Origin of the sequence: Streptomyces sp. NPDC093111 (assembly GCF_040683955.1) — a bacterium.
Lineage (GTDB): Bacteria > Actinomycetota > Actinomycetes > Streptomycetales > Streptomycetaceae > Streptomyces.
Genome location: NZ_JBFBNW010000029.1, coordinates 71,493 through 96,787, shown reverse-complemented (window position 1 = coordinate 96,787; position 25,295 = coordinate 71,493). Strand labels below are relative to the sequence as shown.

Below are 25,295 nucleotides of genomic sequence, written 5' to 3'. Positions count from 1 at the left end.
CCGGTGCCTCCGCGGGGGTAGGGGGTGTCCGGACTGCGACCTTCACTTCGCTTCGCTCGTTACGGGCGCCGCCACGTCCGGACACCCCCTACCCCCGCTCCGGCACCGGCCCCCTCCCCACCGTCGCCGGGTGCCACGTCGTCCTGCTTCCGCCTCAACGTAGAAGGTTCCGTCATCGTGAATCCCGTGCCGTCGTCCGTTCGTCGTGAGCATGATCTGCTCGGTGACCGGGATGTTCCCGCCGACGCGTACTGGGGGGTGCACACCCTGCGCGCCCGGGAGAACTTCGCCATCACCGGCGTGCCGATCTCCGTCTACCCCCAGCTCATCGACGCGCTCGCCGCCGTCAAGGAGGCCGCCGCCCTCGCCAACGAGGAGCTCGGGCTGCTCCCGGCTCAGAAGGCCGGCGCCATCGTCGCCGCCTGCCGTGAGATCCGGGGCGGCGCGCTGCACGAGGAGTTCGTCGTGGACGTCGTCCAGGGCGGGGCCGGCACCTCGACCAACATGAACGCCAACGAGGTTGTCGCCAACCGTGCTCTGGAGCTGCTCGGGCACCCCAAGGGGGCCTACGGGTTCGTGCACCCCAACGAGGACGTCAACCTCGGGCAGTCCACCAACGACGTCTATCCGACGGCCATCCGCATCGCCGCCATCGGTGCCGCCCGTGAGCTGCTGGTCGCCATGGCCGTGCTCCAGGACGCCTTCGCCGAGAAGGCCGTCGAGTTCGGTTCCGTGGTCAAGATGGGGCGCACCCAGCTCCAGGACGCGGTGCCCATGACGCTGGGCCAGGAGTTCTCCACGTACGCCGTGATGCTGGAGGAGGACCGGGGGCGGCTGGCCGAGGCGATCGAGCTCATCCACGAGATCAACCTCGGCGCCACCGCCATCGGCACCGGCCTCAACGCCGCTCCCGGCTACGCGGAGACCGCCCGGCGGCACCTCGCCGAACTGACCGGGCTGCCCCTGGTGACCTCGGCCAACCTGGTCGAGGCCACCCAGGACTGCGGCGCGTTCGTGCAGCTCTCCGGGGTGCTCAAGCGGATCGCGGTGAAGCTCTCCAAGACCTGCAACGACCTGCGGCTGCTGTCCTCCGGGCCGCGCGCCGGGTTCGGCGAGATCAACCTGCCGGCCGTGCAGGCCGGTTCCAGCATCATGCCGGGCAAGGTCAACCCGGTCATCCCCGAGGTCGTCAACCAGGTCGCCTTCGAGGTGATCGGCAACGACATGACCATCACGATGGCGGCGGAGGGCGGTCAGCTCCAGCTCAACGCCTTCGAGCCGGTCATCTTCCACGCGCTGTCCAAGAGCATGACCTCGCTGCGGGCGGCCTGCCTGACCCTCGCCGAGCGGTGTGTCACCGGCATCACCGCCAACGTCGAGACCCTGCGGGCCGGTGTCGAGAACTCCATCGGGCTCGCGACCGCCCTCAACCCGCACCTGGGCTACACCGCCGCCACCGCGATCGCCCAGGAGGCGCTGGCCACCGGCCGCTCGGTCGCGGAGCTCACCCTGGAGAAGGGGCTGCTCCCGCCCGAGCGGCTCGCCGAGCTCCTCACCACCGAGCACCTGACCGGGACGACCGGCGGCGTGCTGAAGCCCTGATCCGGGGCCGTCAGGCCTTCAGGATCCCGAAGTTGAAGTCCGCCGTGCCCAGCGTGCCCATCAGGCGCAGCCACAGCGGCAGCAGCAGTTCGGTGCCCCGGGCGCCCGACAGGTCGCCGAGGTCGACGATCCGGGCGTCCGGCCAGCCGAAGGACCTCAGGAGGTCGGTGACCGCCTCCTTGGCGGCCGGGTCGTCGCCGCACACGAACACGACGTGGTCGCCGGGGACCCGGGCCGGGTCCACCATCACCGTGTTCGTCATCGTGTTGAGGGTCTTCACCACCCGCGCGTCGGGGAAGGCGCGCTGGATCTGCTCGGCCAGGCTGGCACCGTCCGGGGTGGCCACCTTCGGCGGGAAGCCCTCCGAGAAGTCCAGCGGGTTCGACACGTCGACGAGGACCTTGCCCGCCAGGTTCTCCGCGCCCGCCGCCTCCAGGGCGGCCATCGCCACCATGCCCCCGGTCGCGTTCACGACCAGCTCGGCGCCGCCCGCCGCCGCGGCGAACGTGCCGTGCGCCGCGTCGTGTTCCGCCGCCCAGGCCGTCGCCCCCTCGTGATCGGCGGACCGGGAGCCGAGCGTCACCTGGTGACCGAGCGCGACCAGCTTGCTCGCGAGCCGACGGCCCACCTCACCGGTGCCGAGTACGGCGATCTTCATGCGCTTGTGCTCCTTCGTGCTGTCGGGGAACTCGTGCACGACCGTATGCCCTTGTGGGGGTCGTGTGGAGATCTTCTCCGCGCGGATTCAAGGAAGGAATGCACAAAGCCGACATTTATGTGAGTGTCGGTATAAATGTGTGTGGAGGTGAGCTGTGCAGGTCGACAGTTCTGGCCGTGTTGTTGATGTTCTCGATGACCTCGACGTCCTCGATCGTGAGGCCGCCGCCCTGCTCGACACCGCCGCCTGGCGGGAGATCGTGGCGCGCTGGCCCGAGACCCCGCCGGTACGGGAGGAGGCCGGCGACTGGCGGCGGCTGTTGTCCGTCCCGGTGGACCGGCTCGTCGCCGACGCCCTCGACGCGCTGCCGCCCGCCGCGCCCGCCGAACGGGCGCTCCCGGGCCGGCTCGGCGCGATGCTCCCCGACCGGCTGCACGTCTGGCGTCGGATCGGCAGCCCCGACGTACGGCCCTCGGTCCATCTCGCCCACGCCCGGCGCGTCCTGACCACATGGGGCTGGCAGAACACCCCGTACAAGCTCCGTGACGTCCGTGGCGCGCGGTGTGTCTGCGGCGCCATGCTCGCCGCCCACCGGCTCGGCCACGGCAGCGCCCCCACCATGAACGAGGCGGGGGCGTGGATGCTCGAAGAGCTCCGCTCGCGCGGCTGGACCGAGCTCATCGGCCCCTGGAACCGTGCCCCGGGCCGTACCGCGGCGGACGTGCTCGCCCTGGTGGACGCCACGATCCGCCGCGCGGCCCGGGCGGGCCGTTAGTCACCCGGCGGTCAGCGCAGCGGGAACCGGTCCACCAGCGGCGGCAGCTGCCCGGCCGTCGGGGCGGCGCTCCGCAGCCCCTTCGGGGCCGGGGCGCCGCTCAGCGCGCCGTCCACGTAGGCGGCCATCGCCGGGGTGATCGGGTCCGGCAGCTGCTGCCCCTGCTCGTCGAAGCGCTGGTACTTCATCAGGTTGTACGCGAGCGAGACCTGGCGGCGGCCGTCCTCGGTGGCGAGCGACCAGGTGCCCGCGCCGAACACCGCGCCGTCGTGGCCCCAGTACCAGTTGCCGCTCGGCATCTTGAGCGTGTAGATCCCGAGGCCGTAGCGCATCAGGGCCTCCTCGCCCGGTGCCGTGTCGTACCCCGGGACCGTCGTCTTCATCTCCCGCAGCGCCGCCGGACCGAGCAGCTTGCCGCCGAGGAGCTTGCGGTAGAAGGTGTTGAGGTCGTCGGTGGTCGACACCATCGCGCCGGCCGTGCTCGCCCACGACATGTCGTACGTGCTGTAGTCGCGCGGCGGGTCGATCATGCCGAAGAACGACTCGTACATCCCCGCGTGCGGGCCCTTGAGGGACGGCGAGGAGGGGTAGTAGGTGTGGCGCAGGCCGGCCGGGCGGATCACGTGGCGGGTGATGTACGCCTCGGCGTCCTGCCCGGTGGCCTTCTCCAGGATCAGTCCGGCCAGGATGTAGTTGGTGTTGGAGTAGCTGAACCTGCCGCGCTCCTGCACCGGCGGGGCGGCGAGACCGAGCCGGGCCAGCTCCTCGGGCTCGATGTGGCGCAGCCGGTTGCGGTCGAGCGTGGCGCCCGGGTCCTCCAGGATGCCGGGGAAGGCCGGCAGGACGTAGTCGGCGATGCCGCTCGTGTGGTTGAGCAGCATCCGCACGGTGACCTTCGCGCCGCGCTCGCCGGTGACGAGACCGGGGAGGTAGCGGCCGACGGGGGCGTCCAGGTCGATCCGGCCGCGCTCCACCTGCTGGAGGACCGCCACGGACGTGAAGCTCTTGCTGATGCTGCCGATCCGGTGCTCGAAGCCCGGGGCCATCGGGCGCCCGGTGGCCGTGTCGGCGACGCCCGTGGCGCCCCGCCACCGCTCCGCGCCGTCACGGACCGAGGTGAACGCCCCGTACATCCCGGCGTCGCGGAAGGCGTCGAGCGACGCGCGCAGTGCCGCGCGGTCCAGGGCGGGCGTGTGGCGGGCCGTCGCCGTGGCCCGCGCGGTTCCGGTGGTGTCGGCCGCCTGGGCGGGGAGCACCCCCAGGGACAGGGTCAGCAGGGCGGTCGCGGCCACGGCCGTCGTCCGTGCCGGGTGCGTCACGCGTAAACGCATGGAAAGAAGTCCCCTCCGTCGTTCGGTCCGCACCCGGGATCCGGGCGCGGACCGTCCATCCTCGCCGCCCGCCGCCGGGGCCGCGTCCGCCCCCGGGACGATCACGATCATCGGAACGCATGACGCCGAAAGGGCTAGCCTGGGTGTATGGGTGGGGCTCTGACCAGGCTGTTCCTCCGCGGCGACGCGGGCCAGGAAGGCGGGCAGGACATGTACTTCACCGACCGCACCGACGCCGGCAGGCAGCTCGCCGCCCGGCTCACCGGCCTCAAGGGGCAGGACCTGGTCGTCCTCGGGCTGCCCCGCGGGGGAGTGCCCGTCGCCGCCCAGGTCGCCGACGCGCTCGACGCGCCCCTCGACATCTGCCTCGTACGGAAACTCGGCGTGCCCTACCAGCCGGAGCTCGCCATGGGCGCGATCGGCGAGGACGGCGTCCGCGTCCTCAACGACCGGGTCCTCTCCGACACCGGTGTCTCCGCCGCCTCGCTCGCCGAGGTCGAGACCCGCGAACGGGCCGTCCTGGAGGAACGCGCCAGGCGCTACGGTGCGGCCCGCGGCTCCGCCGACCCGAGGGGCCGCACCGCCGTCGTCGTGGACGACGGCCTCGCCACCGGCGCCACCGCGCTCGCCGCCTGCCGGGTGGTACGGGCCCGGGGCGCCGTCCGGATCGTGCTCGCCGTGCCGGTGGCCCCACACGACTGGGCCGCGCGGGTCGCGGGCGCGGCGGACGAGACGTACAGCGTGCGCGAGCCCGAGCAGTTCTACGCGATCGGGCAGTTCTACGACGACTTCGCGCAGACCACGGACGAGGAGGTCGTCGACTGCCTGCTGACCCGCCGGGAGCGGCGCGGCGGGCGCGCCGAGACGGTCGAGGTGCGGATCCCGCTCGGCGGCACCCTGGTCGGCGGGCGGCTCGCCCTGCCCGAACGGGCCACCGGGATCGTGCTGTTCGCGCACGGCAGCGGCAGCAGCCGGCACAGCCCGCGCAACCTGGCCGTCGCCGACACCCTCGGCCGGGCGGGCCTCGGCACGCTCCTGTTCGACCTGCTCACCGAGACCGAGGCGGCCGACCGCGCCAAGGTCTTCGACACGCCGCTGCTCGCCCACCGGCTGCGCCAGGCGAGTCACTGGCTGACCGGCCGGTTCGGCGCCGGTGCCCTGAGCACCGGGTACTTCGGGGCCAGTACGGGCGCCGCGGCCGCCCTGTGGGCCGCCTCCGAGCCGGACAGCGGCGTCGCGGCGGTCGTCTCCCGGGGCGGCCGCCCCGACCTCGCGGACGAGCGGCTGCCCGAGGTGACGGCACCCACGCTGCTGATCGTCGGCGGCGCGGACCCCCTGGTCCTCGACCTCAACGAGCGGGCCGCGCGGCGCCTGCGCTGCGAGCACCGGCTCGTCACCGTGCCCGGCGCCGGGCATCTCTTCGAGGAGCCCGGGGCGTTGGAGCGGGTGGGCGAACTGGCGGCGGCCTGGTTCGCGGAACGGCTGTGAGCCCGGGCGGGGCGCGCGCCCCGGCCCGCGCGGATCAGCCGCCCGAGCCGCTGACGATGCGGTCCACGGCCGCCGCGATCAGGGCCTCGCGCTCCTCCTCCGAGAAGACGTCGGGGAGCGTGAGCTGTTCGACGATCAGCCAGTTGAAGGCCAGTATCAGCAGCTTGACGGCGGTGCCGTCGCCGGGCAGCCCCGAGGCCGTGTGGTACGCCACGTTGGCCTCGACGTCGGCGCGGACCCGCTCGGTGAGCACCTGGCGCAGCTCCGGGCGCCGGGTCGCCTCCAGGCGCAGCTCCAGGAGGGCGAGATAGCCGGTGCGGAAGCCGCTGACCCGGCCGACGAGCTCCTTCATGAGCACGGTGTACGTGGCGAGGTCGGGGCTCGCCGTCCGCTGCCGCTCGATGGTCGCCTCGTCCGGCTGGAGCCGCTCGTAGACCCGCGCGCCGGCCTGGGTGAGCAGGTCGTCGCGGTTGGCGAAGTAGTTGGACGCGGTGCCGGGGGGCACGGCCGCCTCGGTGTCCACCGCGCGGAAGGTGAGGCCCCTGGCCCCCTCCCGGGCGAGCACCTCGATGGCGGCGTCGACGAGCGCCGCCCGGCGCTCGGGGTTGCTGCGGGCCACGGGCGTCACTCCTGTCCGTCCGACCATTGCCTGTACTCCAGGGACAGTACTACGCCTGGAGTGGAAGGAGTTCCAGGTAACGGCCGAGGCGCCCGGCCGCGTCCAGCATGGCGAGCCGCCGCGCCGTGAGCCGTTCCTCCCAGCCCGCCAGGGTGGCGGCGAGCGCCTCGGTACCGCCCGCCGCGCGGATCTGCCGGACCACCTCCGCGATCCCGTCCAGCGGATAGCCGCCGCGCCGCAGGAGGTGCGCCAGCTCGGCGTCCCGGACGTCCTGCGGCCCGTACGCGCGATGGCCGGTGGCGGGGTCCCGCGCGGGGGTGAGGATGCCGGCCGCCTCCCAGTTGCGCAGGGTCGCCCGGGTGATCCGGAGCCGGTGCGCGAGCTCGCCGACGGTACGGGCTCCGGCGGCGGCCCCGGGGCGCTCGGGCGGGTGCTCCAGGAGGTGTTCCACCGCGCCGCGCACCGCGTCGAGGGTCTCCCGGTCACGGAGCGACTGGGCGTGGCCCCGGTCGACGGCGGTCAGGGCGGCGTCCAGCGCGCCCCCGTGCAGCGCGCGCATGATCCGGCCGCCGGTGGCGTGCCCGTACGCCCGGACCAGGGCGAGATAGGCGTCCAGCGCCGCCGCGTGCGCCTCGGTGTAGACCCGGTAGCCGCTGGGCGTGCGCGCGGCGGGCGGGAGGCATCCGTCGGCCTCGTAGTTGCGGACCGCCTGGGTCGAGAGGCCGTGCCGGCGGGCCAGGTCGGTGGGTCGCACGATGCTCCTCGGTTTGAGACTTCACGGCATGTTCGCGGGGTGGTACTGGGGGTCGGTCTCGGAAAGTCTCCACCGGGCTTTCAAGGATACGGTGGAGGTTCATGAGCCACGACATCGTTGACCTCGTCACCCCTTCCTGCACCCTGCTGGCGTTCGGTGAACCGACCCACCAGGAACCCGCCTTCGGCCGGGTCCGCAACGCCCTCCTCGCCCGGCTCGTCGACCGCGGCTTCCGCTCCGTCGCCCTGGAGACCGACCGCGTCGCCGCCCTCCGTGTCGACGCCTACGTCCAGGGCGGACCGGGCAGCCTCGACTCCGTAATGGCCGAGGGCTTCTCGCACGGCTTCGGGGACCTGGCGTCCCACCGCGAGCTCGTCGCCTGGATGCGGGAACACAACGCGGGGCGACCGGCGGCCGAGCGGCTGGCCTTCCACGGGTTCGACATCCCGACCGAGAACTACAGCGCCCCCAGCCCCCGGACGTACCTGGAGCACGTCCTCGACCACCTGGGCCTCACGCCCGGCCTCGGCGGGACCCTCGCCGGGCTGCTCGGCGAGGACGAGCGCTGGAGCCGCCAGGAGGCCGTCCTGGACGCCACCCGGTCGCCCGGCGCGACCCCCGGAGCCGAGAAGGCGCGGGCGCTCGCCGACGACCTGGTCGTCACGCTCCACTCGCGCGCGCCCGAACTGATCGCGGCCACCTCGCTCGCCGACTGGCGGCGCGCCAGGACGCACCTCACCGCCGCGATCGGGCTGCTGCGCTACCACCGGCAGTGCGCCGAGCCCGGCGACCGCGGCGCGCGCGTCACCCGCCTGCTCGCCACCCGGGACGCGCTGATGGCCGAGAACCTCCTCGCGATCCGGGACGCCGAGGAACTCAGGGGCCCGACGCTCGTCTTCGCCCACAACCTGCACCTGCGGCGCACCCCGAGCGCCTGGAGCGCGGGGGAGCTCGACGCCACCTGGACCTGCGCGGGCGGGATCGTCGCGGCGCTCCTGGGGGACCGGTACGTGTGCGTCGCCGGGAGCGTGGGCCGCAGCGGGGCCCTCGGGCTCCCGGACCCCGAGCCGGACACCTACGAGGGCTTCCTTCAGGAGCGCGTCGGCGCCTGGGGGTCGGTCGTCCGCGCCGCGGAGGTGGGCGGCGGGCGTGAGCGGACCGGGGCCGAGCCCGCCAAGGGCTACTTTCCGCTCGACCGGGCGACCCTCGACGGCTTCGACGCGGTCCTGCACATCCCGGACGCCGGCGCCGTCGCCGCGCCCGCGGAGATCTGACGGGCGTCGTCCGGCAACCGGCCGCCCCCGCGACAGGGGCGGCCGGGCCGTGCGGACACGGTCCCGCGTGGAACGGCGGTACCGAGCCGGGGGCGGGGCCGGCCCACACCGGCACTGTCCCCGACCCGCCTCCACGGTGGAGTAGACCACTGGGCGACGTCAAGCGTCCCGCACCGCGTTGACGCGATGGTCCGTACCAACTACGGTGCCGTTGGCTCCCGTTCGGCGGTCCCACAACCGCAAGTCCGCACCCGAGCCGCCCCACACGGTCCCGCGACGCGCTCCCGTTCCCCTCACACGCGTCCAGGGAGACCCGATGGAAACAGACCGGAGAAGCCGCCGCAGACGGCCGCACCACGGCAGAGGACTCCTGGTCCTGCTCGCCGCGCTCCTCCTCCCGATCGCCGCCCTCGCCGGCCCGGCCGCCGCCCCCGCGCACGCCGCCGGCGCCCTCACCGCCGGCTTCACCTCGGAGAACAACGGCAGCTGGTGGCGGGGCATCCTCGTCATCCGCAACGGCACCACCACCCCCGTGAACGGCTGGACCCTGGAGTTCGACCTGCCCGCGGGCGTCGCCGTCAGTTCCCACTACAACGGCGAGGCCACCGTCACCGGCCGCCACGTCACCGTCCGCAACGCCCACTACAACGGCACCGTCGCGGCCGGCGGCTCCACCGAGCCGTACAGCTACTGGTTCGTCGCCACCGGCCCGCAGACCGCACCCACCGGCTGCACCGTCAACGGCGGCAAGTGCGACGGCAGCCCCGACGTGCCGCCCACCGCGCCCGGCCCCCCGCACGCCACCGCCGTCACCGTACGGACCGTGAGCCTCGACTGGTCGGCCGCCGCACCCGGCGACCACACCGTCACCGGCTACGAGGTCCTCTCCCAGGGCGCCGTCGTCGCCACCGCGACCTCCACCTCCGCCACCGTCACCGGCCTCACCCCGGCCACCGCGTACACCTTCACCGTCCGCGCCAAGGACACCCGCGGCAACACCGGACCCGAGAGCCCGCCCCTCACCGTCACCACCGTCGACCCGGCGAGCGACCCCAACCCGCCCACCGCCCCCGGCGCGCTGCGCTCCACCGCCACCACCGCCACCGGCGTGAGCCTCGCCTGGAACGCGTCCACCGACGACAAGGGCGTGGTCGGCTACGACGTCTACCGCGGCGGCACCCTGGTCCGCACGGTCCCGGGCACCGCCACCACGGCCACCGTCAGCGGCCTCGGCCCGGCCAACCCGTACACCTTCACCGTCCGCGCCCGCGACGCCGCCGACAACGCCTCCCCGCCGTCGAACGCCCTCACCGTCACCACCGCAGACCTCGCCCAGGGCCGCCACCTCAAGGTCGGCTACTTCGCCCAGTGGGGCATCTACGGGCGCCAGTACTTCGTGAAGAACCTCGACACCTCCGGCGCCGCCGCCTCCCTCGACGTCATCAACTACTCCTTCGAGAACATCGACCCCGTCAACCTCACCTGCCTCGCCGGAGTCACCAAGGGCGTCGGCTCCAACCCCCAGGACCCCGACCAGGGCACCGGCGCGGGCGACGCCGACGCCGACTACGCCCGTCCCTTCAGCGCCGCCCAGTCCGTCGACGGGGTCGCCGACGACGGCTGGGGCAAGCTGCGCGGCAACTTCAACCAGCTGAAGAAGCTCAAGGCCAAGTACCCGAAGCTGAAGGTGGTCGTCTCCCTCGGCGGCTGGACCTACTCCAAGTACTTCTCCGACGTCGCCGCCACCGAGGCGTCCCGGCAGAAGTTCGTCCGCTCCTGCCTCGACGTGTGGATCAAGGGCAATCTGCCCCTCTACAACGGCGCGGGCGGCGAAGGCGTGGCCGCGGGCGTCTTCGACGGCATCGACCTCGACTGGGAATGGCCCGGCTCGCCCGACGGGCACCCCGGCAACCACTACGGGCCGCAGGACAAGGCGAACAACGCCGCCCTCGTCGCCGAGTTCCGCAAGCAGCTCGACGAACTCGGCGGAGAACACCGCCTGCTGACCGCCTTCACCCCCGCCGACCCGGTCAAGATCGGGCAGGGCTGGGACCTCACCACGGCCGCCACCGACCTCGACTACGCCATGGTCCAGGGCTACGACTTCCACGGCGCCGGCAGCGACAACTCCTGGGAGCCGAACCGCACCGGACACCAGGCCAACCTGTACACCGACGCCCAGGACCCCTACGGCTTCCACTTCAGCGTCGACGAGGCGATCAAGCCCTACCTCGCCGCCGGGTTCAACCCCCGCAAGCTCACCATCGGGATCCCCTTCTACGGCCGCGGCTGGCAGGGCGTCACCGAAGGCGGCGCCGCCGGCGAATGGCAGAGCGCGACCGGGGCCGCCCCCGGACAGTTCGCCGAGGAGGCCGGCGTACGCGGCTACGCCAACCTGCTCGCCTCGGTCCCCGGACTCACCGTCCGACACGACGAACAGTCCGGCGCCACCTACGGCTACACCGGCCCCGGCGGCCAGTGGTGGAGCTTCGACGACGCCTGGTCCATCGGACGCAAGACGGCCTACCTGAAATCCAAGGGCCTGCTCGGGGTCTTCATCTGGGAGATGTCGGGCGACACCCCCGACGGCACCCTGATGACCGCCCTGCGCACCGGACTCGGCTGACCCGGCGGGCGGCGGGTCAGGGCTCCGTGACGACGAGCTCCACCTCGAACCCGTCCGCGTCCTCCAGATAGGCCGCACAGGTCTGTTCCCCGCCGGCATGCGGATGCCGGTCGGGGAACAGCAGCCGCCAGCCGCCCCGGACCGCCTCCTCGACGAGCCGGTCGAACTCCGCCCGCGTCGCCACATGGAACGCCAGATGGTTCAGCCCCGGCCGCAGCCGGTCGTGCGCGTCCGCGCTGAGCGCCGGCGACTGCTCCACGACGAGGTACGTGGGACCCAGCCGCCAGCTGCGGCCCCCCTCCCAGCTCTGGAACGGCACGTAGCCGAGGGCACCGAGCAACGGTCCGAACGAGGCGGCGGCACGGCCGATGTCGGGCACCCAGAGCTCGACGTGGTGCAGGGTTCCGGTGGCGAAGGGGCCGGTCACGCGTTCCTCCAGAGGGCGGGGTCGGGCCGACCGTACCCCGCCCTCACCAGGCCAGGTCCTCCAGGGCGTCCGGATCGAACAGCGGGGCCACGACCTCGCTGCCGGGCTGGTCCGGGGCGATCGGCAGCTCGGCCCAGATGGTCTTGCCCCGGCGCGCGTAACGGGTGCCCCACCGCTGCGCGAACTGGGCCACCAGGAACAGGCCCCGGCCGCCCTCGTCCGTGTCCGTCGCGTGCCGCAGGTGCGGCGAGGTGCTGCTCCCGTCGGACACCTCGCAGATCAGCGCCCGGTCGTACACCAGCCGCACCCGGACCGGCGGCTTGCCGTACCGGATCGCGTTGGTGATCAGCTCGCTGAGGACCAGCTCCGCCGTGAACCCGACCTCCTCCAGCCCCCACGCGGCGAGCCGCGCCGCCGCCTGGTTGCGGACCGGGGCCACCGCCGACGGATCGCCCGACACCTCCCACTCGGCGATCCGGTCCGCCGGGATCCGCCGCGCGCTCGCCACGAGCAGCGCGATGTCGTCCGTCGGCACCGGGAACAGCATCGCCGCGAGCACGTCCGCGCAGGTCTGCTCCGGCGAGCGGTCCGGCCGCGACAGCGTCTTCCGCAGCAGCGTGAGACCGGTGTCGAAGTCCCGCGCGCGGTCCTCCAGGAGCCCGTCCGTGAACATCACCAGCTTGCTGCCCGGTTCGAGCCGCAGCCGCGCCGACTCGAACGGACGCTCGCCGAGCCCCAGACCCAGCGGCAGCCCGGCCGGCAGCGCGGGGAACTCCACACTGCCGTCCGGCCGGACCAGCGCGGGCCCCGGATGCCCGGCGCTGGACATCGTGCAGGCACCGGTGGTCGGGTCGTAGATCACGTACAGACAGGTGGCGCCCGTGCTGCCCTCCGCCGTGCCCTCCCCGTCCGGCTCCCGGCCGTCCTCCGGCCCCGACTCGTTCTCCTCCCCGAGCCGGTCGATCAGCTCGTCCAGATGCCCCAGCAGCTCCTCCGGCGGCAGGTCGAGCGTCGAGAAGTTGGCCACCGCCGTCCGCAGCCGCCCCATCGTCGCCGCCGCGTGCACCCCGTGCCCCACCACGTCCCCCACCACCAGCGCCACCCGCGCCCCCGGCAGCGGGATCACGTCGAACCAGTCGCCGCCCACCCCGGCGGTCGCCGGCAGATAGCGGTGGGCGACCGTCACCGCGCTCTGATCGGGCAGCACCCGCGGCAGCAGGCTCCGCTGGAGCGCCACCGCCATCGTGTGCTCCCGCGTGAACCGGCGCGCGTTGTCGATCGCGAGCGCCGCCCGCGCCGCCAGCTCCTCCGCGAACGACAGGTCCTCCTCGCCGAAGGGCTCCGGGGTGTCCGTGGCACGCCAGAAGTTCGCCATCCCCAGCACCACCCCGCGCGCCAGCAGCGGCACGGTGAGCAGCGAGTGCAGCCCGTACGCCAGCGCCTGCGCCGCACCCTCCGGGTCCTGCTCCCGCCAGCCCTGCGCCGCCGCCAGGTCCGCCTGGAGCACCGCACGCCCCTCGTCCAGGGCGGACGCCATCGGCGTGCTCGGCACCACGAAGCGGATCAGGTCGCCCACCGGCTGGAGCGGCGACTCGGCGCGGATCCCGGCGAGCGCGGTCCGCCGCATCTCGGTGAACGCCCCCGAGGGCTCCTCGCCCCGCACCACCGGGTCCAGCAGCTCCACCGTCACGTAGTCGGCGAACCGCGGCACCGCCACCTCCGACAGCTCCTCCGCCGTCCGCACCACGTCCAGCGTCGTGCCGATCCGCGTGCCCGCCTCGTACAGCAGCCGCAGCCGGCCCCGCGCGACCTCGGCCCGGCCGGTCAGCGCGGCCAGCTCGGTCGTGTCGCGCATCGTCATGACGCAGCCGCCGTCGGCCGCGCCGTACCCGGTCGGGCGGATGTTCACCGCGAGCAGCCGGTCGCCGGCCGGGTGCACCTCGTCCGTCACCGCCTCCCCCGACAGCAGCAGCGCCGCCGTACGGGCTTCGAGACCGAGCTCCGTGACCGGGCGCCGCTCCGCGTCCTCGGGCAGCTTGAGGAGCCGCCGGGCCTCGTCGTTGGCGAGCAGCAGCCGCCCGTCCGCCCCGACGATCACCACACCCTCCTTCACCGAGTGCAGCACCGCCTCGTGGTGCTCCTTGAGCCGGGTCATCTCGGCCGGGCCGAGACCGTGCGTCTGGCGCCGCAGCCGGGCGCTCACCAGACCGGCGCCGCCCACCGCGATCGCCAGACCGCCCGCCGCGGCGCCCAGCAGCACCGGCAGCCTGCCCTGTACGGCGTTCCCGACCGTCTCCACCTCGACGCCGCTGGTCACCATGCCGACCACGGTCCCGTCGGCGGCGCGCACCGGCACCACCGCCCGCACCGCGTCGTGCGGTGCCCCGTGGAAGACCTCCGTGAACGACTCCCCGCCCCGGGCCCGCGAGATGTCCCCCTGCGCCTGCTGCCCGATGAGGCTGGGATCGGAGTCGGTGTACCGGGCCCCGTCCGGGGCCAGCACCGCGACGAAGTCGACGCCGGAGCCGCGCCGGGCCGCCTCCGCGCGGGGCTGCAGCACCGCCGTGGGATCGGGGGAGTGGAGTGCCTCGGCGAGCCCCGGCGCTTGCGCGAACGCCTCGGCGACGGCCAGCGAGCGGTTGCGGGCCTCGCGCTCGCTGTCGTACCGGCCCTGCAGGACGAGCGCCAGCGCGGCCGCCGCGATGATCAGCAGCGCGATGAGCGCCTGCAGGGCGAAGACCTGTCCGGCTACGCTCCGCAGCCCCGTGGGCCGCTCCTTGGGGCCGCCGGCGGACCGGTCAGCGCCTCGCGTCACGGTGCGCTCCTTCCCGCCCTTTCCATGGGGCGCCTCCTTCCATGCTGCCCCCACGGTGACCGGCAGGGGAAACGGGAGAGGCCGAGAGGCCCTGTGCGCGGGCCGGGCGGGCCGTTACGGTGGGTGGAAGATCGTTTCGCCCGGCGGCGTACCGGCCACCCGGCGGGGCCGATCGCCCACCGCCCGTCACCGGCAGGAAGCAGCGACACCATGTCCCACGGCACCGCCGACCCCCGTGAGCCGGACGTGCTCGTGCACACCGAGGGCCGCGCAGGCTTCCTCACCCTCAACCGGCCCCGCGCGATCAACGCCCTCACCCACGCCATGGTCCGCGCCCTCGACGAGGCCCTGACCGCCTGGGAGCACGACCCCGCCGTCGAGACCGTCGTCATCCGGGGCGCGGGGGAGCGCGGACTGTGCGCCGGCGGGGACATCCGGGCCATCCACGACGACGCCCGCGCCGGCTGCACCGCCACGCCCGCCTTCTGGCGCGACGAGTACCGGCTCAACGCCCGGATCGCCCGCTACCCCAAGCCGTACGTGGCCTTCATGGACGGCATCGTGATGGGCGGCGGCGTCGGCGTCTCCGCCCACGGATCGGTCCGGATCGTCACCGAACGCTCCAGGGTCGCCATGCCCGAGACCGGCATCGGCTTCGTCCCCGACGTCGGCGGCACCCACCTCCTCGGCCGCGCACCCGGCGAACTCGGCACCCACCTCGCCCTCACCGGCACACCCGCGGGCGCCGCCGACGCGATCCTGACCGGCCTCGCCGACCACTTCGTCCCCGCCGCCGACCTCCCGGAGCTCGCCGACGCGCTCACCCGGCTCCCCGCCGCCGAGGCCGTCGCCCGCTTCGCCCGCCCCGTACCGCCCGGCGAGCTCGCCGCCCGGCGCCCCTGGATCGACGCCTGCTACGCCGCCGACACCGTCGAGGGCATCGTGGAGCGCCTCTCCGACTCCGGAGTGCCCGAGGCCAAGGAAACGGCCTCCGTGCTGCTCGGCCGCTCGCCCACGGCCCTCAAGGCCGCCCTGGAGGCGGTCCGCCGCGCCCGCCGGCTGGACGACCTGGAGGCCGCCCTGACCATGGAGTACCGCCTCTCCTGCGCGGCGCTCGCCTCGCCCGACCTGGTGGAGGGCATCCGCGCCCAGGTCGTCGACAAGGACCGCGACCCGCGCTGGACCCCGGCCACCCTCGCCGAGGTCACGGAGCAGGACACCGCCCGCTGGTTCGCCCCGCGCGCGGCCGGGGAGCTGGACCTGACGACCGGCTGACGCTGACGAGGGAAAAAAGGAAAGGCAAGGAGATCAACACTCTCCTTGCCACTCTCAACTTATAGCGCACAGGGGGTCTTGCGGCAAGGCCCCCCGCGTACCGCAGAATCGCCCATCGAGGCCAGGACCTGCGGAAATGGGAGATCCACTCAGTGCAAGCGTCGTCGTCCGTCCATGACCACCCCCGGAACAGCAGCGCGTTCGCCCTGCCCGAGAACCTCTCGGCCAAGGCTGACCCGGAGCTGATCGCCGCCGACGAGCGGCACTTCGCCGCCGTCGCGCGAAGCCTTGAGGAATCGATCGCCGAACTGTCCGACAGCCTCGACGAGCTCCGCAGGGCACCCGGCGGTCTCGGCCGGGAGGCGATGGACCGGGACAACGAGATCCACCGGCTGACCGCCCGGCTGCGCGCCCTGCGCCGCTTCGGCCTCGACCTGTGCCTCGGCCGGATCGTCCCCGCCGACGACGCCGAACCCGTGTACGTGGGACGGCTCGGCCTCACGGACGCCGAGGGCCGTCGGCTCCTCATCGACTGGCGCTCGCCCGCCGCCGAGCCCTTCTTCGCCGCCACCCACGCCCGCCCGATGGGCCTGGCCAGCCGTCGCAGGTACCGCTGGACCGGCGGCCGGATCGGCGACTACTGGGACGAGGTGTTCACGCCCGAGGGCTTCGAGGGACACGCCGCCCTCGACGACCAGTCCGCGTTCATCGCCAGTCTCGGCGGCAACCGCTCGGCCCGCATGCGCGACGTACTCGGCACCCTCCAGGCCGACCAGGACGCCATCATCCGCGCCGGTTCCCGCGGCGCCCTCGTCGTCGACGGCGGCCCCGGCACCGGCAAGACCGTCGTCGCCCTGCACCGGTCCGCCTACCTCCTCCACTCCGACCCCCGCCTGGGCCACCGCAAGGGCGGCGTCCTCTTCGTCGGCCCGCACCAGCCCTACCTCGCCTACGTCTCCGACGTCCTGCCCAGCCTCGGCGAGGAGGGCGTCCGCACCTGCACCCTGCGCGACCTGGTCGCCGAGGGGGCCACCGCGCCGCCCGAGACCGACCCCGAGGTCGCCCGCCTCAAGGAGTCCGCGGAGCTCGTCAAGGCGATCGAGAAGGCCGTCCGCTTCTACGAGGAGCCGCCCACCGAGGGCCTGCGGGTCTCGACCGACTGGTCCGATCTCTGGCTCGGCGCCGGTGACTGGGCCGAGGCGTTCGAGGCCGCCGGGCGGGGCACCCCGCACAACGAGGCGCGCGAGCTGATCTGGGACGAGCTCGTCGCCCTGCTCCTGGACAAGCTGGACGAGGACGTCCCCGAGGAACTGTTCCGCAAGGCGCTCCGCGCCGACCAGGAGCTCGTCGGCACCCTCGACCGGTCCTGGCCCATGCTGGAGGCCGCCGACGTCGTCGGGGACCTGTGGTCGGTCCCCGCCTACCTGCGCCTGTGCGCGCCCTGGCTCACCCCGGACGAGGTCCGCACCCTGCGCCGCGCCGACGCCCAGGCCTGGACCGTCTCCGACCTGCCGTTCCTGGACGCGGCCCGGCAGCGGCTCGGCGACCCGAAGGCGTCGCTGCGCAAGCGCCGGCACGATGCCGCCGTGGCCGCCGAACGCGAGCGCATGGCCGGGGTCATCGACAACATCCTCGCCGCCGACGACGACGGCGAGGGCGCGGTGACCATGCTGAACGGGCGGGACCTGCGGGATAGCCTGATCGACGAGAGCGCCCTGCTCGGCGCCGAGGCGGACCGGCTGGCCGGACCGTTCGCGCACATCGTGGTCGACGAGGCCCAGGAACTGACCGACGCCGAATGGCAGATGCTGCTGCTCCGCTGCCCCTCCGGCAGCTTCACGCTGGTCGGCGACCGTGCCCAGGCGCGGCACGGCTTCACCGAGAGCTGGCAGGAGCGCCTGGAGCGGATCGGCCTCGACCGGATCACCATGGCCTCCCTGAGCATCAACTACCGGACGCCGGAAGAGGTCATGACGGAGGCCGAGCCGGTGATCCGGGCCGCGCTGCCCGACGCGAACGTGCCGACCTCCGTGCGCGCCAGTGGCGTCCCCGTCGTCCACGGCTCCGTCGCGGAACGCGACGCGATCCTCGACGCCTGGCTCGCCGCCCACGCCGACGGCATCGCCTGCGTCATCGGCGACCCCGCCTTCGAGGAGACGCCCCGCGTCCGCTCGCTCACCCCGACGCTGGCGAAGGGGCTCGAGTTCGACCTGGTCGTCCTCGTCGACCCGGACGCGTTCGGCGAGGGCGTGGCGGGCGCGGTCGACCGCTACGTGGCGATGACCAGGGCCACCCGGCAGCTGGTCGTCCTGACCGGCTGACCCGTACGGGCGGCGTCAGGGCTCCGGCGGCGCCGGGTTCTCGTCCAGGGTGAACAGGCCGCCCTGCGGGTCCCGCACGGTGGTCCGCCGGCCGGACGGGGCCCGCCAGCCGTCGTCGGCCTCGGGCACGAGGGAGCCGCCGTGGTCGAGGACTGCGGCGGTCGCCCGCTCCAGGTCCGGCACCCGGAAGTGGACCAGCCAGCGCGGGCGGCGCTGCGGCTGTTCGGAGGAGGCGTCCGCGGGGCCGCTGTTCAGTCGGGCGACGGCGTCACCCTGGCGGCGCAGGACGACCTGCTCGTCCTCGTAGGCCACCTCGAAGCGTTCCGCGCCGCCGTCGAGCCAGTCCAGCACCCCGCCGTAGAAGACGGCGGCGTCGAAGGCGTTGCGGGTGTGCAGCTCCAGCCAGGCGGGGGCGTGCTGCTCGCCCACCCGCCAGCGGGAGGAGACCCGGCCCTCCCAGACGCCGAAGGCGGCGCCCTCCAGGTCGGTGGCGAGCGCCGCCCGGCCGCGCGGCGGGAAGGCCACCGGGCCGACCCCGACGGTGCCGCCGCGCTCGCGGATGCGGGCCACCGCCGCGTCGGCGTCGGCGACCGCGAAGTACGCCGTCCAGGCCACCGGCACCGCCATCCGGTCCACCACCTCGCCGATGCCGGCGACCGGTGTGCCGTCGCGCTCGCCGACGGAGAAGCCGCGGCCGAGGGGGCCGTGCCGGAAGGTCCAGCCGAGGACCGCCCCGTAGAACCGCTCGGCGGATTCGAGGTCGCGCGCGGCCAGGCTCAGCCAGCACGGCGCCCCCGGCTCGTCCGCGGTCAGCGGCACCCGGCTCACCTCACTCTCGGTCCGTTCCCCCCACGACACCCTCGCCCGGACCTGCGGGCTTCGCCACTCGGTCGGGCGGGTGCGCGGATGCGCGGGGGACGGGCCGCCGCCGGGCCGCGGGGCACCCGCGCACCCCTGGACGGGTGACGGCGCTAGGCGACCGTGACCGTACCGACGAGTATCCGGTGGTCGGAGCAGGCCGTGACCCCCGTGCAGCTCGTGGAGATCGCGAGCGAGTCCGCGCTGTACGGACCGGCGAGCGCGCTCTCCCGCACGAAGATGTGGTCGATCTTCGCGTTCCCGCCGCACGGCGGCGTCGTGCCGGGCGTGCCGTCGGCCGTCCACTCCCCGTACCCGGGGCAGTGGTCGGGGTCGTTGTCGTCGAGCTCCCGGTACTGGCCGGTGTTGTTCGCGTTGTTCGGGGTGTCCACGCTCGCCGCGTAGTACGAGTTCAGCCGGCCGTAGCTCGGCTGGGCGTTGAAGTCGCCCGCGATCAGCGTCGTCTCCCCGGCCGCGTCGTACGCCTCAAGCTTCTGGCGCACGAACTCCAGCTGGGCCACGTTGGCCGTCTGGCTGGTCGTGATGTGCGTCGTGCAGAACCGCGTCGCCGTGCCGTCGGTCAGCGGCGCGCACAGCAGGTTGCGCTTCTCCGCCGTCCCGTCGTCGGGCAGCGCGAAGCGGGCGGCGCCGCCCAGCGGGCGCTTGCTGAACAGCGCGTTCCCGAATGCCTCGCCCTTGCACACCGAGGCGTTGCCCGCCGGGCGGCTCGGCTCGAAGCGGGCGAAGTTCTGGGCGTCCTGCGGCCACCCCTTGGCGCGGAGCTCCTCCACCAGGGCGCTGTACTGCCCCTGACACAGCTCGTTGAAGGCGGCGAAGTCGGCCGAGCGGCTCACCACGGACGCGGCGGCCTGCGTGACCATGCCGTCGGTCGTGGAGCCGCTGTGGATCGTGTTCCCCGCCACGTTCCACTGCCAGACCGTGTACGTGCGCGGGGCGGGAGTCTCCGCCCGCGCCGCCGTCGCCGGCAGCAGCACGGCGGCCAGCGCCCCCGCCACAGCCAGCCGCAGACCCCGGCGCCGTACCGCCGAACCGCGTCTCATGAAACCTCGCATGACGGATCTCCCCTCCCTGACCGGCCACGTCGCGGCCGGGCGCCGCACTCGGCGACAGCGGGAACGATCATAGGCAGGGGCACTGACAGCGCCCGAGGGCCGCCCGGCGCATGATGTGATCATGTTGTTGACGTTCGCACCCGTCCTGGACCGCATCGCCGAGGAGATCACGGGCCTCACCGACCGCGGCCGGCCCGCCGACTACATCCCCGCGCTCGCCTCCGCCGACCCGAACCGCTTCGGGATGGCCGTCGCCGAACTCGACGGGACGGTGTACGGCGTCGGCGAGTGGCAGCAGCCCTTCTCCACCCAGTCCGTCACCAAGGTCTTCACCCTCGCCCTCGCGCTGGCCCGCAAGGGCGACCCGCTCTGGGACCACGTCGGCCGCGAGCCCTCCGGCAACCCGTTCAACTCGCTCGTCCAGCTGGAGTACGAGAACGGCATCCCGCGCAACCCGTTCATCAACGCGGGCGCCCTCGTCGTCACCGACCAGCTCCACCGGATGACCGGCGACGCCTCCGGCGTCCTCCTCGACTTCCTGCGCGCCGAGAGCGGCAACCACGACCTCGACTTCGACCGCGACGTCGCCGCCTCCGAGACCGCGCGCGGCGACCGCAACGCCGCCCTCGCCCACTTCATGGCGAGCTACGACAACATCGCCAACCCCGTGCCGACCCTGCTGCGCGAGTACTTCCGCCAGTGCTCCGTCGAGGCATCCTGCGCGGACCTCGCCCTCGCCACCGGCTTCCTCGCCCGCCACGGCATCCGCGCCGACGGCTCCCGGCTGCTCACCCGCAGCCAGGCCAAGCAGGTCAACGCCGTCATGCTCACCTGCGGGACCTATGACGCCGCCGGCGACTTCGCGTACCGGGTCGGACTGCCCGGCAAGAGCGGCGTCGGCGGCGCCATCATCGCGGTCGTCCCGGGCCGCTGCACCCTCTGCGTGTGGAGCCCCGGCCTCGACGCGCGCGGCAACTCCGTCGCCGGAGTCGCCGCCCTCGACCGTTTCACCACCATCACCGGCCTGTCCGTCTTCTGACCGGGACCCGGCGGGAGGAGCCGGACCGGCCGCATGCGCCGGACCGGCCGATGCGCCGGACCGGCCGGACGAGCCGGGCGCTACCCGGCCCGCCCACGCCCCTCGCCGGGCGGCCCGTCAGGCCGGGTCGAGCACCACGACGTACGCGCCGCGCAGCTCCTCGCCGCCCGGCAGGTGCCAGCCCGCGGTCACCTCGCCCCGCGCACCGGACACCCCGCGACCGAGGACCCGCACGACCCGCAGCAGCGGCGCGCCCGCGCCGAGCCGTACGTCGGTGCCGTCCGTGCCGTCCTCGACGCCCGGCGCGGCGCTCGCGTCCCAGGCGCCCGACCCGTCGAAGGAGGCCGCCACGGTCGGGTCCGGGACGTCGGTCAGGCTCTGCGCCTGCGGGGCCGCGCGGCCTTCGAGCAGGGCCGTCAACTCGCCCAGCAGGACCGGGTCGTGCGTCCCGTCGTACACCCAACGGGTCCCCAGCACACCGTGCTCGGACGTCCCGATCAGCGCGCCCTCCGCGCCCTCCAGCGGCGCACCCCGGTAGGTCACCGGCAGCAGATAGGCGTGGGTCTCGTCGCCCGAGGAGTCGGCGACCACCATGAACTCGATGCCCACCTCGCCCTCCGGGTCGTCGAGCCGGAAGCCGCCGGCCTTCTCCAGGACGGGCACGGCCCCCTCGCGGCCCAGGTACCAGGGCCTGGTCGGGAGCCAGCTCTCCAGGAGCTCCAGCTTGGTCGGCTGCATCGTGGTCTTGTGAATGACGGCCATTCCTCGTGCACTTCCTCCGAGACGGTACGGTTCCGAGCGGGCGTGCGCCCCCGCCCCGAACCGTACCCGCCCCACCGGACTCAGCCCTCGCCGTCGGGCGGCGACAGCTCCCCGGAGCGGGCCACCCGCGCGTACCAGCGGGCGCTGGACTTCGGCGTCCTGCGCAGCGTCGCGTAGTCGACGTGCACCGCGCCGAACCGCTTCGCGTAGCCGTACGCCCACTCGAAGTTGTCGAGCAGCGACCACAGGAAGTACCCGGCCACCTCGGCCCCGTCCGTCACCGCCCGGTGCACGGCCCGCAGATGGGCGTGGACGTACGCCGTGCGCTCCGGGTCGTGCACCGAGCCGTCCGGACCGACCACGTCCTCGTACGCGGCACCGTTCTCGCTGACCACCAGCGGCAGGCCCGGGTAGCGCGCCGAGATCCGGGTGAGCAGGTCGTAGAGCCCGTCCGGGTCCACCGGCCAGCCCATCGCCGTCCGCGCGCCGTCCGCCTGGTGGAAGGCGACGTCCTCGGCGCCCGGCCAGGGGGAGTGGGCGCTGTTGCCGTGCCCGTCGTCCTGCGGCTTCTCGTCGCCGTCGGCGACCCGCGAGACCACCGTCGGCGTGTAGTAGTTGACGCCCAGCCAGTCCAGCGGCTGCCCGGCCGTCGCCGCGTCCCCGTCCCGTACGAACGCCCAGTCGGTCAGGTGCGCCGTGTCGGCGAACAGCTCCTCGGGATAGGCGCCCTCCAGCATCGGCCCGAGCCACACCCCGTTGCCGACGGCGTCGATCCGGCGGGCCGCCTCCCGGTCGGCGGCGGACGGCGTCAGTGGGCGCACCTCGTGCAGGTTGAGCGAGACCGCCAGCTTCGCCCCGGCCGGCAGCGCCGACCGCAGCGCCTGTACGGCGAGCCCGTGGCCGAGGTTGAGGTGGTGGGCGGCCCGCAGCGCGGCCACCGGGTCGGTGCGGCCCGGGGCGTGGACGCCGGAGCCGTAGCCCAGGAAGGCCGAGCACCAGGGCTCGTTGAGGGTGGTCCAGCGGGTGACCCGGTCGCCCAGGGCGTCGGCCACCAGGCCCGCGTACGCGGCGAAGCGCTCCGCCGTCGCCCGCTCCGGCCAGCCGCCGGCGTCCTCCAGCTCCTGCGGCAGGTCCCAGTGGTAGAGCGTGAGCGCCGGCTCGATGCCCGCCGCGAGCAGCTCGTCGACGAGCCGCCGGTAGAAGTCGAGGCCCTTCTGGACGGCCGGACCGCGCCCGGTCGGCTGGACCCGGGACCACGAGACGGAGAACCGGTAGGCGTTCAGGCCGAGTTCGCCCATCAGCCGGACGTCGTCGCGGAAGCGGTGGTAATGGTCGACGGCCACATCGCCGGTGTGGCCCTGGAAGACCTTCCCCGGGGTGTGCGAGAAGGTGTCCCAGATGGACGGTGTGCGCCCGTCCTCCGCCGCCGCGCCCTCGATCTGGTACGCGGCGGTGGCGGCGCCCCACAGGAAGTCGGACGGGAATCGGCGGACGGCGGTGAGCGGCCGGGTCTCGGACGCGGTCATAGGAGAGCGCTCCCAACGCAGAGGAGGACAGAAGGAAAGGAGAAGCCGGGGGAAGCCGGGGAAGTCAGGGAAGTCAGGGAAGTTAGGGAGGCCGGCGCGGTCCGGGAGGCCGCGGGGGACCGGGGTGCGGGCGAGGTCAGCTCTTCACCGCGCCCGCGGTGATCCCGCCGACGATGTGCTTGCCGAGCACGGCGAACACCAGCAGCAGCGGCACCGTGGAGATCAGGGCGCCGGTCAGCACCACGGCCTGGTCGACCGTGTGGTTGCCCGAGCCCAGTCCGGCGAGCGCCACCTGGAGGGTGGGGCTGCCGTCCGGGGTGAGCGCGATGAACGGCCAGAAGAAGTCGTTCCACGCCTGCACGAACACCAGCATGCCGAGGACGGCCATCGCGGGCCGGGCCACCGGGAAGACCACGTGCCAGACGATCCGCAGCGAGTGCGCGCCGTCCATCCGGGCCGCCTCGACCAGTTCGACGGGCAGCGCCTCGACGAGGTACTGGCGCATGAAGAACACGCCGAACGCGGCCACCAGCGAGGGCAGGACCACCGACTGGAGCTGGTCGACCCAGCCCAGGTCGGTGATGATCCGGTACAGCGGGATCACGCTGAGCTGCGGCGGGATCGTCATCGTCGCCACGACCAGGGTGAGCAGCGCGCCCCGCCCCTTGAAGCGCAGCTTGGCGAAGGCGAAGCCGGCGAGCGTGGCGAACAGCACCGTCGACAGGGCGACCAGCGAGGCGACCACCGTCGTGTTGACCAGGGCCTCGCCCATGTCGACCTGGTTCCAGGCGAAGGACAGGTTGTCGAAGAGGCGCGGCCCGGGCAGCAGCGGCGCGGGCGCCTCCACCACCCGTTCGCCGCTGTGCGAGGCGGCGACGAGGTTCCAGTAGAGCGGGAAGAGCGAGAACAGCGCGGCCACGCCGAGCAGGACGTAGGTCAGCGGACCCGCGTGGTGCTGCCGGCCGGCCGACTGCCGGAGGAGAGTACGGGCCATGGGTCAGCCCCCCAGCTTCTTGCGGTGCGAACGGGCGACGAGCGACTGGACGCCGCCGGCGAGCAGCAGGAGCAGCAGCATCACCCAGGCGATGGCGGAGGCCTGGCCCAGGGCGCCGGTGACCCAGCCCTTCTCGTACATGAGCAGGCTGAGCGTCTGGAACTGGTTGCCGCTGCCGCCCGAGATGCCGACGCTGCCGCCGTAGAGCATCGGCTCGCCGAAGAGCTGGGTGGCGCCGATGGTGGAGACGATGACGGTGAAGAGGATGGTGGGACGGATCGAGGGGATGGTCACGCTCAGGAACTGGCGCCAGCGCGAGGCCCCGTCGAGGGCCGCCGCCTCGTACAGGTCCTGCGGGACGGCCTGCATCGCGGCCAGGTAGATCAGCGCGTTGTAGCCGGTCCAGCGCCAGATCACGATCGCCGAGATGGCGATCTGCGCGGGCCACTTCGAGGCCTCCCAGTCGACCGGGTCGAAGCCCACCCAGCCGAGCGCCGAGTTGATCAGCCCGTAGTCGGTGTTGAAGAGCTGGGCGAAGACCAGGGTGGCCGCCGCGATCGAGGTCGCGTACGGGGCGAGGACGGCGACCCGGAAGAAACCGCGGCCGCGCAGGCGGTAGTTGAGCAGGTGGGCGAGTCCGAGGGCCATGAGCAGCTGGGGGACCGTGGAGATCAGCCCGATGGTGAAGGTGTTGGCCAGCGCGTTCCAGAAGAACTCGCTGGTGGCCAGGTCGGAGTAGTTCTCCAGGCCCTTCCACTGCGGATCGCCGCCGAGCTCGACCCGGTTGAGCGAGAGCCAGCCGGTGTAGAGCAGGGGGAAGAGGCCGAAGGCCGCGAAGGTGAGGAAGAAGGGGGCGACGAAGAGGTACGGGGTCGCCTTCAGGTCCCAGCGGTAGAACCGGGCGCGGCGGGCGGAGCCGGAACGGGCGGTGCCCGGGCGCGGGGCGGGGGAGGGCGGTGCGTCGGGCGACGGCGAGCCGCCGTTCCTCGCCCGTACGGAGGTGGCCACGAGGGCGTCCTTCCAGGTCGGAGCGTGCGGGTGGGGCGGACGGCGGCGGCCCGCCGGGGCGGGCCGCCGC

20 protein-coding genes are annotated in these 25,295 nt (G+C 73.7%); 8 read left to right on the top strand and 12 right to left on the bottom strand.

From position 1 onward, the window contains the following. Window positions 1-186 precede the first annotated feature (186 nt). Window positions 187-1,602 carry an aspartate ammonia-lyase gene (locus AB0Q96_RS35655; protein ID WP_365332884.1) on the top strand — a complete coding sequence of 472 codons (1,416 nt, stop codon included), beginning with the start codon at window positions 187-189 and terminating at the stop codon, window positions 1,600-1,602. Between the two features lie 10 nt (window positions 1,603-1,612). On the opposite strand, the gene AB0Q96_RS35650 is transcribed toward AB0Q96_RS35655, so the two are convergent. Next, the gene (locus AB0Q96_RS35650) at window positions 1,613-2,260 is read right to left on the bottom strand and encodes an NAD(P)-binding domain-containing protein (protein WP_365332882.1); all 648 of its coding nucleotides are present in this window, start codon (window positions 2,258-2,260) and stop codon (window positions 1,613-1,615) included. 154 nt (window positions 2,261-2,414) lie between these two features. On the opposite strand from AB0Q96_RS35650, the gene AB0Q96_RS35645 reads away from it, so the two are divergent. Further along, the gene (locus AB0Q96_RS35645) at window positions 2,415-3,035 is read left to right on the top strand and encodes a hypothetical protein (RefSeq protein WP_365332880.1); all 621 of its coding nucleotides are present in this window, start codon (window positions 2,415-2,417) and stop codon (window positions 3,033-3,035) included. A gap of 11 nt (window positions 3,036-3,046) precedes the next feature. Here the strand turns inward: AB0Q96_RS35645 and AB0Q96_RS35640 are convergent, their stop codons facing one another. Beyond that, window positions 3,047-4,366: a serine hydrolase domain-containing protein gene (locus AB0Q96_RS35640; protein WP_365332878.1), complete on the bottom strand. Its 1,320-nt coding sequence runs from the start codon at window positions 4,364-4,366 to the stop codon at window positions 3,047-3,049. Between the two features lie 210 nt (window positions 4,367-4,576). On the opposite strand from AB0Q96_RS35640, the gene AB0Q96_RS35635 reads away from it, so the two are divergent. Then, window positions 4,577-5,854, top strand: coding sequence for a phosphoribosyltransferase family protein (locus AB0Q96_RS35635; RefSeq protein ID WP_365332894.1), 1,278 nt, complete (start codon window positions 4,577-4,579; stop codon window positions 5,852-5,854). Window positions 5,855-5,888: 34 nt separating this feature from the next. On the opposite strand, the gene AB0Q96_RS35630 is transcribed toward AB0Q96_RS35635, so the two are convergent. Both AB0Q96_RS35630 and AB0Q96_RS35625 read right to left on the bottom strand, forming a co-directional pair. Then, window positions 5,889-6,473, bottom strand: a complete 585-nt coding sequence (locus AB0Q96_RS35630; RefSeq protein ID WP_365332876.1) for a TetR family transcriptional regulator — start codon at window positions 6,471-6,473, stop codon at window positions 5,889-5,891. Window positions 6,474-6,522: 49 nt separating this feature from the next. Beyond that, entirely contained in the window at window positions 6,523-7,227 is a 705-nt protein-coding gene (locus AB0Q96_RS35625; protein ID WP_365332874.1) for a TioE family transcriptional regulator, read from the bottom strand. A gap of 101 nt (window positions 7,228-7,328) precedes the next feature. On the opposite strand from AB0Q96_RS35625, the gene AB0Q96_RS35620 reads away from it, so the two are divergent. Together AB0Q96_RS35620 and AB0Q96_RS35615 are read left to right on the top strand one after the other, a co-directional pair. Next, window positions 7,329-8,501: an erythromycin esterase family protein gene (locus AB0Q96_RS35620; RefSeq protein ID WP_365332872.1), complete on the top strand. Its 1,173-nt coding sequence runs from the start codon at window positions 7,329-7,331 to the stop codon at window positions 8,499-8,501. 316 nt (window positions 8,502-8,817) lie between these two features. Further along, window positions 8,818-11,127: a glycosyl hydrolase family 18 protein gene (locus AB0Q96_RS35615; RefSeq protein WP_365332870.1), complete on the top strand. Its 2,310-nt coding sequence runs from the start codon at window positions 8,818-8,820 to the stop codon at window positions 11,125-11,127. A gap of 16 nt (window positions 11,128-11,143) precedes the next feature. On the opposite strand, the gene AB0Q96_RS35610 is transcribed toward AB0Q96_RS35615, so the two are convergent. Both AB0Q96_RS35610 and AB0Q96_RS35605 read right to left on the bottom strand, forming a co-directional pair. Next, window positions 11,144-11,554, bottom strand: a complete 411-nt coding sequence (locus AB0Q96_RS35610; RefSeq protein ID WP_365332868.1) for a VOC family protein — start codon at window positions 11,552-11,554, stop codon at window positions 11,144-11,146. 43 nt (window positions 11,555-11,597) lie between these two features. Next, complete coding sequence (locus tag AB0Q96_RS35605) at window positions 11,598-14,369, bottom strand: SpoIIE family protein phosphatase (protein ID WP_365332866.1); 2,772 nt, start codon at window positions 14,367-14,369, stop codon at window positions 11,598-11,600. 210 nt (window positions 14,370-14,579) lie between these two features. Between AB0Q96_RS35605 and AB0Q96_RS35600 the strand changes: the two genes are divergently transcribed. Next, a complete protein-coding gene (locus AB0Q96_RS35600) occupies window positions 14,580-15,644 on the top strand; it encodes an enoyl-CoA hydratase/isomerase family protein (RefSeq protein ID WP_365332863.1) in 1,065 nt (354 codons plus the stop codon). Between the two features lie 152 nt (window positions 15,645-15,796). After that, window positions 15,797-17,965, top strand: a complete 2,169-nt coding sequence (gene helR, locus AB0Q96_RS35595; RefSeq protein WP_365332861.1) for an RNA polymerase recycling motor ATPase HelR — start codon at window positions 15,797-15,799, stop codon at window positions 17,963-17,965. A gap of 15 nt (window positions 17,966-17,980) precedes the next feature. On the opposite strand, the gene AB0Q96_RS35590 is transcribed toward helR, so the two are convergent. Together AB0Q96_RS35590 and AB0Q96_RS35585 are read right to left on the bottom strand one after the other, a co-directional pair. Next, a complete protein-coding gene (locus AB0Q96_RS35590; protein ID WP_365332859.1) occupies window positions 17,981-18,784 on the bottom strand; it encodes a VOC family protein in 804 nt (267 codons plus the stop codon). Between the two features lie 152 nt (window positions 18,785-18,936). Continuing rightward, window positions 18,937-19,884, bottom strand: coding sequence for an endonuclease/exonuclease/phosphatase family protein (locus tag AB0Q96_RS35585; protein ID WP_365332857.1), 948 nt, complete (start codon window positions 19,882-19,884; stop codon window positions 18,937-18,939). 133 nt (window positions 19,885-20,017) lie between these two features. Between AB0Q96_RS35585 and AB0Q96_RS35580 the strand changes: the two genes are divergently transcribed. Next, window positions 20,018-20,935: a glutaminase gene (locus AB0Q96_RS35580; protein ID WP_365332855.1), complete on the top strand. Its 918-nt coding sequence runs from the start codon at window positions 20,018-20,020 to the stop codon at window positions 20,933-20,935. Between the two features lie 117 nt (window positions 20,936-21,052). Here AB0Q96_RS35580 and AB0Q96_RS35575 read toward each other — a convergent pair whose 3' ends face one another. The 4 genes from AB0Q96_RS35575 to AB0Q96_RS35560 form a co-directional block, all read right to left on the bottom strand. Beyond that, window positions 21,053-21,697 (bottom strand): 1,4-alpha-glucan branching protein, encoded by a 645-nt coding sequence (locus tag AB0Q96_RS35575; protein WP_365332853.1) that lies wholly within the window; start codon window positions 21,695-21,697, stop codon window positions 21,053-21,055. 80 nt (window positions 21,698-21,777) lie between these two features. Beyond that, window positions 21,778-23,223: a GH1 family beta-glucosidase gene (locus AB0Q96_RS35570; protein ID WP_365332851.1), complete on the bottom strand. Its 1,446-nt coding sequence runs from the start codon at window positions 23,221-23,223 to the stop codon at window positions 21,778-21,780. Between the two features lie 136 nt (window positions 23,224-23,359). After that, the gene (locus AB0Q96_RS35565) at window positions 23,360-24,217 is read right to left on the bottom strand and encodes a carbohydrate ABC transporter permease (RefSeq protein ID WP_361167516.1); all 858 of its coding nucleotides are present in this window, start codon (window positions 24,215-24,217) and stop codon (window positions 23,360-23,362) included. Window positions 24,218-24,220: 3 nt separating this feature from the next. Further along, window positions 24,221-25,225 carry a sugar ABC transporter permease gene (locus AB0Q96_RS35560; RefSeq protein ID WP_365332849.1) on the bottom strand — a complete coding sequence of 335 codons (1,005 nt, stop codon included), beginning with the start codon at window positions 25,223-25,225 and terminating at the stop codon, window positions 24,221-24,223. Window positions 25,226-25,295 lie beyond the last annotated feature (70 nt).